The following is a 14,185-nucleotide window of genomic DNA, read 5'->3' on the forward strand; positions in this document are numbered from 1 at the left end:
CAGTAACAGATCTAACCAGGTATTTCTGGTATGATTGCACAGCATTGTTAACAAGAGGCTATAATCATTTATGTCACTATGGCGTAAAATATATTACAACACGTTGAATTTGCCACTTAAATTATTGGTAAAAAGTAAACTAATTCCTTCGGATCCCGTCACTGAGTTGCAGCTTGATGTCAACAGGCCAACTCTGTACGTATTACCTTATCATTCGAAGTCTGACCTCCTGACGCTACGGCATCAATGCTTAGCTATCGGTCTGCCAGACCCGCTAGTCGACAATGATATCAATGGAACGAAGCTTCCGGCTTACGTTTTTATCGATGATGGCCCACGTGTTTTTCGCTATTATTCACCGAATCCACGTAAGGATTCAGTAAAAACATTCCATGCTTATTTAGATTTGCACAAAAACAATCCAAATCTAGATATTCAAATGCTACCTGCATCCGTGATGTTTGGGCGTTCACCTGGGCGTGAAGGCCATACTCCAGCACCGCCACTGAAGCTGTTAAACGGTATCCAAAAGTTCTTTGCAGTTTTATGGTTAGGGCGTGACAGCTTTGTGCGTTTATCACCGATTGTCTCAATTGGGAAAATGGCACAAGACCACGGTACAGACACTATTATTGCCAACAAACTCGCTCGTGTCGCGCGTATTCACTATTCGCGCCAACGCTTAGCAGCAGTTGGGCCAAAACTTCCTGCACGTTATGAGCTGTTTAATAAGCTATTGACGTCAAAAGCGATTGAAAAAGCCGTTGAAGACGAAGCGCGCAGTAAAAAAATTCCACTCAAAAAAGCCCAGCAAAATGCCGTTGGGATGATGGAAGAAATTGCAGCCAATTTCTCTTATGAAGCCGTACGTTTAACCGATAGAGTTCTTAGTTGGACTTGGAACCGCCTTTATCAAGGTATCAATGTTCAGCACGCTGAACGGGTTCGCCAACTCGCACAAGACGGCCATGAAATCGTTTATGTCCCCTCTCACCGCAGCCATATGGACTACTTACTGCTCTCATATGTGCTATACCATCAAGGGCTAGTGCCGCCTCATATCGCAGCGGGGATCAATCTTAATTTCTGGCCAGCAGGGCCAATTTTCCGTCGCTTAGGGGCCTTTTTTATTCGCAGAACGTTTAAAGGAAACAAACTGTATTCGACTGTTTTCCGCGAATATTTAAGTGAACTGTTTGCACGTGGTTACTCCATCGAATACTTTGTGGAAGGTGGGCGCTCACGTACCGGTCGTTTATTACAACCGAAGACAGGTACTCTCTCAATGACATTGCAAGCGATGTTGCGCGGTGACTCACGCCCTATCACTATTGTTCCTATCTATATTGGGTATGAACATGTCATGGAAGTAGGAACTTACGCCAAAGAACTTCGTGGTGCAGAAAAAGAGAAAGAAGGCTTTTTCTCCATGGTTCGCGGGTTACGTAAATTGCGCAACTTAGGTCAAGGGTATGTTAACTTCGGTCAACCTATTTCTTTACCTCATTACCTCAATCAGCGTGTACCTGATTGGCGCGACTCTATCGATCCTATCGAACCACAAAGGCCGACCTGGTTAAACCCAACGGTCAGTTCGTTAGCTGATAACATTATGGTTAATATTAATAATGCAGCCGCAGCCAATGCGATTAACCTCTGTGCGACCGCATTGCTGGCATCTCGTCAACGCTCGCTCACTCGTGAGCAACTGATTGAACAAGTCGAATGTTACCTGCAATTATTACGCAACGTGCCATACACCGCAGATGCAACAACCCCAAATAAAACAGCAGAGCAATTGTTAGAACATGCTTTGCAAATGGATAAATTCGAAGTCGAAAAAGACAGCATGGGGGATATTATTATCCTTCCTCGTGAAAATGCCGTCTTAATGACCTATTACCGTAACAATATCCATCATTTATTGGTATTACCATCTCTAATAACTAGCATTGTGTTACACCATGAGCGCATTAGTCGCCAAGATATTCACTATCAAGTCGGTCAAATTTATCCGTTCTTAAAAGCAGAACTGTTTATGCGTTATAACAGTGATGAGCTACATGAAGCGGTAGATACGCTGATCGATGAACTGAATAACCAAAAACTAATTTGCTTAAGAGAAGACGATATTGTGGTGTTAAATCCTCGCCGTATTCGTCCATTACAGCTTTTAGCCGCTGGTGTACGTGAAACCTTGCAACGTTATGCAATCACATTATCATTACTCAACGCGAGCCCTGAAATCAGCCGTAATACGTTGGAAAAAGAAAGCCGTATCCTTGCGCAACGTCTTTCTGTCTTGCATGGTATTAACGCACCTGAATTCTTTGATAAAGCGGTATTCTCGACATTAGTCGATACCCTCAGAGAAGAAGGCTACATTGATAATAATGAAAATGATATTTTTGTTACCAATGCACAAAAACTGTATGCCGTTCTGGCCCGCTTGATGTCACCTGAGATTCGCTTAACCATTGAAAGTGTTAGCCAAGACGATGAGTTTTCTGAAGAAAAGCCGAGTGAAAGCGCGCAGTCTCAGGAACAAGAGAAAAGCTAATCGCGTTTTCTCAGCTCAATAAAACAAAAAAGGTCATGTTAGAAATAACATGACCTTTTACTTTGGCTCAATAAAGGCAATTTAAAAATAACTGACAAGAATACCAATGAACAAAATTAAGCCAACAAAGTTATTATTCATAAAAGCTTTAAAGCAAGGCGCACGTTCACGATTAGCCATTAATTGCTGCTGATAGATAAATAGACCCGCTACGAGCACCAATGAAATATAATAAAGAGTACCTAAACCCGCCAGTGAGCCTATCACCAATAAGAAGCCAACCATCAGGAATTGCAGTACGCCAATAATCAGTTTGTCATACTGCCCGAATAAAATAGCGGTTGATTTCACACCAATTTTTAAATCATCATCACGGTCTACCATCGCATACTGAGTATCGTAGATCACAGACCAAATAATATTAACTAAAAACAGTAACCAACAAACAACAGGTAAAGTTTCGCCAACAGCAGAGAAAGACATTGGGATTGACCAACCAAAAGCCGCGCCTAATACCACTTGAGGTAAGTTACTGACCCTCTTAACAAAGGGATAAACCCATGCCAAGGCCAAACCGGCAACTGACAACCAAATAGTCATTGAATTGAGTGTTAAAACCAGCAGGAAAGAAAGGCCAACAAGGCTTGCAAACAATATTTTTGCTTCTTTTTCTGTCACGTCACCACTCGGGAGAGGGCGGTGTTTAGTCCGCTCTACGTGGCCATCAAAATGGCGGTCAGCAAAGTCATTAATGACACAGCCAGCGGCACGCATAAAAAATACGCCAGCAGTAAAGACAATTAAAAGATGTAAACTTGGCGTACCTTGAGCCGCAATCCATAATGCCCAATACGTCGGCCACAGTAGCAACAGTGAACCAATGGGTCTATCAATACGCATTAAACGGCTGTATGCATGCCATTTACTTAGCGTCATACTTCCCTCCACTTTGTCGTGCTCCTTTTCGAATTCCATCATACTTCAAATTGGGTATATTTTAATACCACCAAACTCTACAACTTACTGATTTATATTTGTTGGCATAGTGTCATTGCAGAGACCTGAAAATTCAAAATACTTAGGATAGTTAACGATATGCAGGTGATTCAGGTAAAAATATTTCTGTTAATAATAAGGGTTTATCCGATAGCCTTAACCGAGAACAACGCACCCAACGATTTGCGCAAGAACCAATATGGATATAATCTCGAGTTAAACTATCGCGGCTAAATAAATAACGTCCTAATGGCATTCTCCCAATATCCACCAATTGCTGGTCATCATCGGTCAGTGTCTCTTCAGGGATTACAGTTCGGCCCAGTAACCAAGGGATACCATCACCATACATGACAACTTCTCTGACCCAATAGCGCTGGCTTTTAGGTAAAGACTGCACTTCATCTGCACTCAGCTTATCTTGCGATACATAGCACTCTAAATAAGGTATCACGGTCACTTGCTGGCTATGCTGCTCAAAACGCTTTGTCATTGAGCCAAGCTCTAATAGCCAATCTAATATATTAGCAGGCACTATTTTATCGTTTTTATCGTTCTCCGCCAGCCAATGAATCGGCTGAGAAGTAAAAAGCGTTTCATCCATTACTTAAAATTCCACCATGGATAACATGGTTATGATTTACTGTATTTCTTACGCAATAGGATATCACGTTGTTTTACGACAAGGTTAAAGTTAGCTAACAATTTATATAAAAAGTCACATTTTCAACACAAAATGTAAAAATATAGTGAAAAATATTTTAATTACTAGCGAGTTACCGATAATAATAAAATTTATTAACATCATAATAAATTTTATTTAATTGCTTGAAAAACGAACAATTTAACAATGGTTTGTTGAACAATATAAGGCAGGAACTCCCTACCTTATATTGAAGTATTTAAATAATACGTTGTTAACTTATCGCCAAGCTTTATAGCTGTTAATCAGACCATTGGTCGAACTATCATGGCTACTCACCGTATCACTATTTTCTAATTCAGGCAGAATACGGCTTGCGAGCTGTTTGCCTAATTCCACACCCCATTGGTCGAAAGTGAAAATGTTTAAAATCGCCCCTTGGGTGAAAATTTTGTGCTCATACATCGCAATCAATGCACCTAACGAATAAGGTGTGATTGATTTCAATAAGATGGAGTTAGTTGGGCGGTTACCTTCAAACACCTTATAAGGCGCAACATATTCCATATCTGCGACATTCTTCCCTTGCGCAGCAAACTCGGCATCGACCACTTCACGTGTTTTACCAAATGCTAATGCTTCGGTTTGCGCAAAGAAATTAGATAATAATTTTTCGTGATGATCCCCTAACGGGTTATGGGTTACCGCAGGTGCGATAAAATCACATGGGATCATCTTCGTTCCTTGGTGGATCAACTGATAAAACGCATGTTGACCATTGGTTCCCGGCTCCCCCCAAATAATCGGGCCTGTTTGATAAGTAACAGGTTTTCCATCACGATCAATATATTTACCGTTCGATTCCATATTGCCTTGTTGGAAGTAAGCGGCAAAACGATGCATGTATTGGTCGTATGGCAGAATCGCTTCAGTTTCCGCTTCAAAAAAATTGTTGTACCAAATGCCAATCAAACCTAACAACACAGGGATGTTCTTTTCTAGCGGCGTTTGGGTAAAATGTTTATCCATCGCATGGGCACCGTTCAATAATTGAACGAAATTATCAAAGCCGACCGATAAAATAATGGATAAACCAATCGCTGACCATAATGAATAACGGCCACCAACCCAATCCCAAAATTCAAACATATTGTTGGTATCAATACCAAACTTCGCGACTTCTTCGCCATTTGTGGAAAGTGCCACAAAATGCTTAGCCACTTGGCTTTCATCTTTTGCCGCAGCCAAGAACCAATCGCGAGCAGAATGCGCATTAGTCATGGTTTCTTGCGTTGTAAAGGTTTTTGACGCAATTAAAAACAGGGTTGTTTCTGGGTTCAGCTTTTTCAGTGTTTCCGCAATTTGCGTACCATCCACGTTCGATACAAAGTGCATGTTTAGATGGTTCTTGTATGGACGCAGTGCTTCTGTCACCATGAATGGACCAAGGTCTGAACCACCAATACCGATGTTCACCACATCCGTAATCGCTTTACCGGTATAACCTTTCCAATCACCACTAATAATGCGCTGGCTAAATTGCTGCATTTTATCCAATACCGCGTTCACTTCTGGCATGACATCTTTGCCATCAACATAAATAGGCGTGTTATCACGGTTACGCAAAGCGGTATGTAGTACTGCACGGTCTTCAGTACGGTTAATTTTCTCACCTTGGAACATACTGTTAATAGCGCTTTCTAGCTCTGTTTCTTTTGCTAAAGCCAATAAATGTTCCAATGTTTCTTGAGTAATTCTATTTTTGGAGAAATCCACTAAGATTTGACCATCGAACGTCGCCGAAAAATGAGTAAAGCGGTCTTTATCCTGTGCAAACAAATCACGCATATGGACATTTTTCATTTGCGCAAAATGTTGCTCTAGCGCCCGCCATGCAGCCGTTTGGCTTGGATTAATACTTCTCATGGATAACACTCTCCAAATAATTTTAAATAGAAATAGATTGTACCCCGTCACGAAAACGAGACTTATCGGTTTTCTGCGTTATATTGATATTCCCCAATTCTGCCGCACTTTTCCAGACTTAATTGTCCCTTTTATTGAAATACGCACTTTCTAGACCAATGAGCATACAAAAGTATGTGATTCAGCTAGCTGAACGCTAATCAACACCCATACAGCTTGAAGTATGGCGAGTATATACCCTAAATAATTCAAGTTGCATGTAGGCGACAAGCGAAGATAGACCGATGAGCATACAAAAGTATGTGATTCAGCTAGCTGAACGCTAGTCAACACCATACAGCTGAAGTATGGCGAATATATACTCTAAATAATTCAAGTTGCATGTAGGCGGCAAGCGAAGATAGACCGATGAGCATACAAAAGTATGTGATTCGGTTATCTGAGCGCAGTCAACACCCATGCAGCTTGAAGTATGACGAGTATGACGGGTACATTGAGAAAAGCGATAATAAATTACCTATCATTAGAATTACTGATTTCCTTCGATTCCTGATTGACGCCATCCTATTTACCCGATAAATCTATATAAAGATTAGGTTTAACCAAAGGGATTGACACCATGAATATCGCAGCGTCTTCAGCAGACAACCATCCGTATGTTATCGCCAAATTTGGCGGTACCAGCGTCGCTAACTTTGAAGCAATGAATAACAGCGCCAATATCGTACTTTCCAACCCAAATGTACGAGTTGTGGTACTTTCAGCTTCTGCTGGCATTACCAATTTATTAATCGAACTGGCCGAAGGCTGCGACGCAGATAAACGCAATGAACTGCTGAAAAAAGTGAAGGATATTCAATACGCAATTATTGATAACCTACAAACTGCTGATGTTATTCGTGAAGAAATCAATCGCTTACTCGATAATATTGCTCATTTAGCTGATTCGGCTGCTTTAGCCACTTCTGACGCATTAACGGATGAAATGGTGAGTCACGGCGAATTAATGTCAACCTTGCTATTTGTTGAAGTACTGCGCCAACGCAACGCTAACTCCCAATGGTTTGATGTACGCAAAGTAATGAGAACCAATGATAGCTTTGGCCGTGCTGAACCAGAACTTGCTCAGCTAAAAGCATTATCAGAGCAGCAACTCATGCCACGCCTTGCCGAGTCAGTTGTGATCACCCAAGGGTTTATTGGCCGTGATGAAAAAGGCCGTACAACAACTCTTGGTCGTGGTGGAAGTGACTACACCGCTGCCCTGTTAGCCGAGGTTCTTAATTTATCACGTGTCGATATTTGGACTGATGTTCCTGGAATTTACACCACTGACCCTCGCGTCGTACCGAGTGCCCAACGCATTGATGAAATTGCTTTCGATGAAGCGGCTGAAATGGCGACCTTTGGCGCAAAAATTTTGCATCCTGCGACACTCCTTCCTGCAGTGCGCGCAGGGATCCCTGTTTTTGTTGGTTCAAGTAAAGCGCCCGAAGCTGGCGGCACCATTGTGTGTGATAAAACCACTAATCCGCCGCAATTTAGGGCATTAGCACTGCGCCGTAAACAAACGCTACTCACCTTGCACAGCCTAAAAATGCTGCACGCACGCGGTTTCTTAGCGGAAATTTTCACCATTTTACTGCGCCACAATATTTCAGTGGATTTAATTACCACTTCAGAAGTCAGTGTGGCACTAACCTTAGACACAACAGGCTCAAGAGGAACTAACGGTAGTTTACTCACCAATGCGCTAATGACTGAGTTATCCGCATTATGTCGTGTCGAAGTGGAAGAGGATTTAGCGCTCGTCGCAATCATTGGTAATGAGCTATCGCAAGTGAATGGCCTAGGAAGGCAAATTTTTGGCGCACTTGAGTCATTCAATATTCGCATGATCAGCTATGGCGCAAGTAGCCACAATATTTGTTTATTGGTACCCGGAAATGATGCTGAAGAGATTGTTCGTACCTTGCACAGTAATTTATTTGAATAGTGTGGAAGTTTGATCAAAATACCAGAAGGCGATCGTGACGATCGCCTTCTATATTATGCAGTTAATCCCCTCCAGCCTGTTTGCTGGGTTGTGTAACATTGCTGGTGTATTGCAGCATCTTGCCCGTCACACCGTTATTCTGTTTTAAAAGCGCCAAGTTCCCTTTTGCAGTTTCATTACCGAGTTCTACCGCTCGTTCAAACCACATTACCGAACGGAAAATATTTTTTTCACCGCCCTCGCCTCGTGCATACATCACCGCAAGGTTATTTTGAGCATCGCTATTCTTTTTAAATGCCGCTTTTTCCAGCAATTGCCGTGCTCTGTGTGTGTTTTTCGCCACACCTGTTCCCGTTAAATAAAAGATAGCTAACTGGTTTTGAGCCTCAATGCTATTTTCTTGAGCAATCAGCAACCAACTCAAAATGTCATTCACATCAACATTTTTCAGCTCTCCAGACACATACAGTTCTGCTAACTTAATTTGAGCCTCTTTACCATCACTGTTGGCAAGTGATATATACCACTCAACAGCCTTTTTGGGGTCTTTTTTAACCCCGCCTAACCCTTTTTCATAGAATTCAGCTACCTTCATTCCTGCATCTTGGGATTCATTTTGTGCAGCACGTTCATACCAGATAAAGGCTTCAGCAAGGTCTTTGCCAACGCCATTGCCTTGTTCATAGGCTTTCGCAATCGCCAATTGAGCCGCAATATTGTTCTGTTGCGCCGCGCGTTTATACCAGTACATTGCTTGGTAGCTATTTTTTTCTATTGCGCTATGGCCTTCTTGATAAAAATCCCCCATATTTACTTGCGCTGTTGCAGAGCCCATATTGGCGGCTTGGCGATATAAGTAAATCGCCATTTCATCATCCAGTTCTACGCCTTCACCATTTTCATACATCACCGCTAAGTTATTCACTGCGGCTGCAATATTATTGCCCGCACTTCTTTCATACCACTCACGCGCCTTTTGGTAGTCAATACCACCACCTAAACCATCATGATAAAATAGCCCCATGGCAAACTGTGCGTTAGCGTGTTCTTGCTCTGCGGCTTCTGCATACCATGCTTTCGCTTGCTTTAAATTTTGCTCAACACCAATACCATGTTCATATAAGTAACCCATCGCATATTGGCAATAAGCATCGCCTTTTTCGGCACCTCGGCGATACCACTTTTCCGCTTGTTGGTATTTTTCCTGATTTTGCAGCAACATCCCTAAATAATAGTCTCCATCCGTATTATCTCGGTCAGCCACTTTTTTAAACCAGCGGTAAGCCTCTTTCTCATTGACCGCTAGAAATTCAGTCCCATCCATATAAGCAAGCCCAACATCTACCATCGCCTCTTCATCACCAGCATTCGCTAGCTTTAATTTGGCTTTGAACTCATCAGGCATAGGCGTACTTTTAGGCTGTGCCTGTAGCGTATCCGGTTTATTTTTCGTCGAAGGCGCTTCAACGATATTGCCAGCTTGCGCAAGGGAAATACCGCTAACATAGAGAACTAACAGAAAAGAACGTAATTTCATCACCATGACCCATTTATTGGCGTTATGTCATTAACATATCATTCCAATAAAAAATTCATAAGGGATGTTGGCTGAAAAAGTAGAATTACAAAGGAATTATTCAGAAAACGGAGGAGACGCCAGTTTCTTGCTGAAACTTTTGTCTCCTTAATAAGCTACAGTTCTTAATTAACGCGGTAACCACCGTGTTTGCTGGCAAATAAATTAAATTTACCCCACTCAATTAGCAGGGCTTCCAATGTGCGATAGCTAATCTTACACAGCTCAGAGATCTGAGAAACCACAAAGTGGTTTTCGCTCACCAGCTCTGGTGAAAAGACTTCGGCAATCCATTCACACTCTTTAGTAGTCACCAGCCAACCATCATTGGTCGAAAATTTATGCACGGGTACCATACCGTCTTTAGGGCTTTCTTGGGATAACAGCTTATTTTCATCGAGTTGGGCTTGATGAAAAGCCGTGATTTCCTCCTCTGAAGGGATAGGCTCCACCGCTAAATTTTCTTCTAAAAACAGATAAATCTCTTCTGCTCTCGCAGGCGTTAGCTCACTTCTTAACCAAATCTGATTAAAACAGTGCTCACCCAGTGAATCATCGGTATCAAGCTTGTCCATGATCTGTAACACACTCATCATGGCACTCACCGCATCTTCACTCATCATAAAGGTTTCAGGCGCCGCGCTGTTTTGGATCTGATAAGGAAAAACTGCCGAGCGTGGCAGTTCTTCTTCAATAATAAATTCATAGCTCATCATTGGACCCCTCTAATGTATTACCTATAAGATGGTGCCGAATACATGAAAAATCAATATATTGATCTTGTTTTAATCTTCAGGATCATAAGCTAAGTTTGGCGCTAACCAACGTTCTAACTCTGTCACTGACATCCCTTTGCGTTTTGCGTAATCCTCAATTTGGTCTTTTTGTAGCTGAGCTACCGCAAAATATTTACTTTCTGGATGACTAAAATACCAGCCTGACACTGAGGCGCCTGGCCACATCGCATAAGAACTGGTGAGCTGCATACCAATTTTTGCTTCCACATCAAGTAACTGCCAAATTTTTGCCTTTTCTGTATGCTCAGGGCAAGCCGGGTACCCCGGTGCAGGACGGGTTCCTTGGTAATTTTCACGAATAAGCTCTTCATTACTCAAGTTTTCATCAGCCGCATAACCCCAATAACGCATACGGACTTGTTGGTGTAGATATTCAGCAAACGCTTCCGCTAGTCTATCCGCCAGCGCTTTAACCATGATTTTATTATAATCATCATGCTGTTGTTCATATTCATCAGCAAGCGCATCTTCTTCTAAGCCCCCAGTCACAGCGAAAGCCCCAATATAGTCAGCTTTACCGCTATCCTTTGGCGCGACAAAGTCAGATAAACAATAGTTTGGAAATTCCGTTTTTAAGGTTTGTTGGCGTAAATTCAGCCCCATCACTTGCACCTGGTTTCGCGACTCATCGGTATAAATTTCCACATCATCCCCAACCCGGTTTGCAGGGAATAAGCCAAAAATACCTTTTGGTGTTAATAAGCCGTCTTTATCTAGCTTATCTAACATATTATTAGCGTCTTTCAATAGCTTACGAGCTTCAGAACCCACCACTTCATCTTCTAAAATTCGCGGATATTTACCTGCTAAAGACCATGTCATAAAAAATGGCGTCCAGTCTATATAGCCTCTCAAGGTTGAAATAGGTGCTGTGACTTCTTGAATACCAAGGAATTTTGGTACCGGAGGTTGGTAATTTTGCCAATCAATCTTCACGACATTCGCTCGCGCCACATCCAGTGCTACAGGAGGGGTTTTTGGCCTTCTACGGCCATGTTGCTGACGAACGGTTTCATATTCACGACGAGTGCGCGCCACAAAATCTGCTTTTTGTGTTTCTGATAATAATGCAGCCACCACTCCCACGGTGCGTGAAGCATTTTGCACGTAAGTCGTTGGCCCACTATAGTTCTGCTCAATTTTTACAGCGGTATGTGCTTTTGATGTTGTTGCTCCACCTATCAATAATGGCAAGGTAAACCCTTGTCTTTCCATCTCTTTTGCCACATGCACCATTTCATCAAGCGATGGCGTGATCAACCCAGACAAACCAATGATATCAACGTTCTCTTCACGTGCTGTTTTTAGAATTGTTTCACACGGAACCATCACACCTAAGTCAATGATTTCATAGTTATTACATTGCAATACAACCCCAACAATATTTTTACCAATATCATGAACATCGCCTTTTACGGTAGCAAGCAAGATTTTTCCTGCACTACTACCTGATTGCTTAAGCTCTTGAATATAGGGTTCTAAATAGGCTACAGCTTGTTTCATCACCCGAGCAGATTTCACCACTTGAGGTAAGAACATTTTGCCTTCCCCAAATAGGTCACCAACCACATTCATACCGTTCATTAAAGGGCCTTCAATCACTTCGATTGGGCTGGAAGCACGTTGGCGAGTTTCTTCCGTATCTTCAATGATAAATTCGGTAATCCCTTTCACTAGTGCATACTCAAGGCGCTTTTCCACTTCCCAACTACGCCATTCCGCTTGTTGAACTTGTTGCTCTCCAGCCCCTGCTCCACGGTATTTTTCCGCCAGCTCAAGTAAGCGTTCTGTGCTGTCATCACGGCGGTTTAGAATCACATCTTCAACAGCATCTTTTAATTCCGCGGGTAAATCATCATAGATGGCAAGCTGCCCTGCATTAACGATCCCCATATCCATTCCATTACGAATGGCGTAATACAAGAAAACAGCATGAATTGCTTCACGGACAGGGTCGTTCCCTCTAAATGAAAAGGAGACGTTGGAAACCCCACCAGAAATCATCGCATGAGGTAACTGAGCCTTGATATCCTTACAGACTTCAATAAAATCAACTGCATAGTTATTATGCTCTTCGATTCCGGTGGCTACGGCAAAAATATTCGGGTCAAAAATGATATCTTCAGGTGGGAAGCCCACCTCTTCGGTAAGGATCTGATAAGCACGGCGGCAAATTTCAATTTTCCGCTCACGTGTATCTGCTTGGCCAACTTCATCAAATGCCATAACGACCACGGCAGCGCCATATTTACGCAATAATTTAGCGTGCTCAATAAACGCCTCAACCCCCTCTTTCATTGAGATTGAGTTAACTATCCCCTTACCTTGTATACACTTAAGCCCCGCCTCGATCACTTCCCATTTTGAGGAGTCAATCATAATCGGCACGCGTGCAATATCTGGCTCGCCAGCAATTAGATTCAAGAAACGTACCATCGCTGCATGGGAGTCCAGCATTCCTTCATCCATATTGATGTCGATGATTTGTGCACCATTTTCAACTTGCTGACGCGCTACATCTAAGGCTTCTTGGTAATTTTCTTCTTTAATCAGCCGCTTAAATTTTGCCGAACCAGTCACGTTGGTTCTTTCCCCAACGTTCACAAATAATGATTTTTCGCCAATATTTAGTGGTTCTAAACCGGATAAGCGGCATTCAACAGGGAGTGACGGTAATTGACGTGGCGTGATGCCTTTTACTGCTTCTGCCATTTTTTTGATATGTAATGGCGTCGTTCCACAACATCCACCAACAATATTCAAGAACCCTGCGGTTGCCCATTCATGAATTTGTTCAGCCATATTTTGTGCATCAAGGTCATACTCTCCAAACGCATTTGGTAGCCCCGCATTAGGGTGCGCGCTAACATAACATTCAGCAATCCTCGATAATTCAGAAATGTACTGACGAAGTTCATCAGGGCCTAATGCACAGTTCAAGCCAAATGATATCGGCTGCGCATGGCGCAATGAGTTATAAAATGCTTCTGTTGTTTGTCCTGATAATGTACGGCCAGAGGCATCCGTGATCGTACCCGAGATCATAATTGGCAGAGAAACACCCAAAGCTTCCAGTTCGGTTTCTACCGCAAAGATCGCGGCTTTCGCATTCAATGTGTCAAAAATGGTTTCGATCATGATCAGATCCACACCGCCTTTCACTAAGGATCGTGTAGATTCGCGATAAGCTTCAACGAGTTGATCAAAGGTAATATTGCGATAAGCCGGATCATTTACATCAGGAGAAATAGACGCGGTACGGTTTGTCGGGCCTAATACGCCAGCGACATAACGCGGCTTTTCAGGGGTTCTATGTGTCCACTCGTCGGCACACTCACGGGCAAGGCGCGCAGCAACTTCGTTAATTTCAGCGGAAAGCGATTCCATTTTATAATCAGCCATCGCAATGGATGTTGAGTTAAAGGTATTGGTTTCAACAATATCCGCCCCAGCTTCAAAATATTGAGAATGAATATCACGAATGATATCTGGTTGAGTTAAGACTAATAGGTCGTTATTTCCCTTTAGATCACTCGGCCAATCCGCAAATCGTTCACCGCGAAACTGGGCTTCCGACAACTTATGTTGTTGGATCATTGTTCCCATTGCACCATCTAATACCAATATACGTTTTTTTAATTCTTGTTCTAATTGATTAACTTTTGCGGACACTGCACTGCCCTCCTGAAAT

General features: G+C 42.5%; 8 protein-coding genes. 2 read left to right on the forward strand and 6 right to left on the reverse strand.

The window, feature by feature from the left end:
- The first annotated feature begins 70 nt into the window (after positions 1-70).
- Positions 71-2,560, forward strand: a complete 2,490-nt coding sequence (gene plsB, locus G6Q48_RS18220) for a glycerol-3-phosphate 1-O-acyltransferase PlsB (RefSeq protein ID WP_102140222.1) — start codon at positions 71-73, stop codon at positions 2,558-2,560.
- An 81-nt stretch (positions 2,561-2,641) separates the two neighbouring features.
- Here the strand turns inward: plsB and ubiA are convergent, their stop codons facing one another.
- The 3 genes from ubiA to pgi form a co-directional block, all read right to left on the reverse strand.
- The gene (gene ubiA / locus G6Q48_RS18225; RefSeq protein ID WP_166267860.1) at positions 2,642-3,496 is read right to left on the reverse strand and encodes a 4-hydroxybenzoate octaprenyltransferase; all 855 of its coding nucleotides are present in this window, start codon (positions 3,494-3,496) and stop codon (positions 2,642-2,644) included.
- A gap of 151 nt (positions 3,497-3,647) precedes the next feature.
- Positions 3,648-4,160, reverse strand: a complete 513-nt coding sequence (ubiC, locus tag G6Q48_RS18230; RefSeq protein WP_102140220.1) for a chorismate lyase — start codon at positions 4,158-4,160, stop codon at positions 3,648-3,650.
- A 318-nt stretch (positions 4,161-4,478) separates the two neighbouring features.
- Complete coding sequence (gene pgi / locus G6Q48_RS18235) at positions 4,479-6,125, reverse strand: glucose-6-phosphate isomerase (RefSeq protein ID WP_102140219.1); 1,647 nt, start codon at positions 6,123-6,125, stop codon at positions 4,479-4,481.
- Between the two features lie 619 nt (positions 6,126-6,744).
- Here pgi and lysC point away from each other — a divergent pair.
- The gene (gene lysC / locus G6Q48_RS18240; RefSeq protein WP_166267862.1) at positions 6,745-8,121 is read left to right on the forward strand and encodes a lysine-sensitive aspartokinase 3; all 1,377 of its coding nucleotides are present in this window, start codon (positions 6,745-6,747) and stop codon (positions 8,119-8,121) included.
- A 61-nt stretch (positions 8,122-8,182) separates the two neighbouring features.
- Here lysC and G6Q48_RS18245 read toward each other — a convergent pair whose 3' ends face one another.
- The 3 genes from G6Q48_RS18245 to metH all read right to left on the reverse strand — a co-directional run bounded on the left by G6Q48_RS18245 (position 8,183) and on the right by metH (position 14,166).
- Positions 8,183-9,658: an SEL1-like repeat protein gene (locus G6Q48_RS18245; protein ID WP_102140217.1), complete on the reverse strand. Its 1,476-nt coding sequence runs from the start codon at positions 9,656-9,658 to the stop codon at positions 8,183-8,185.
- A gap of 164 nt (positions 9,659-9,822) precedes the next feature.
- A complete protein-coding gene (locus G6Q48_RS18250; RefSeq protein ID WP_181490022.1) occupies positions 9,823-10,413 on the reverse strand; it encodes a hypothetical protein in 591 nt (196 codons plus the stop codon).
- A 69-nt stretch (positions 10,414-10,482) separates the two neighbouring features.
- A complete protein-coding gene (metH, locus tag G6Q48_RS18255) occupies positions 10,483-14,166 on the reverse strand; it encodes a methionine synthase (protein WP_166267865.1) in 3,684 nt (1,227 codons plus the stop codon).
- Positions 14,167-14,185 lie beyond the last annotated feature (19 nt).

Origin of the sequence: Providencia sp. M-27, from assembly GCF_011077905.1 — a bacterium.
In the GTDB taxonomy this organism is placed as follows: Bacteria; Pseudomonadota; Gammaproteobacteria; order Enterobacterales; family Enterobacteriaceae; genus Providencia; species Providencia huaxiensis.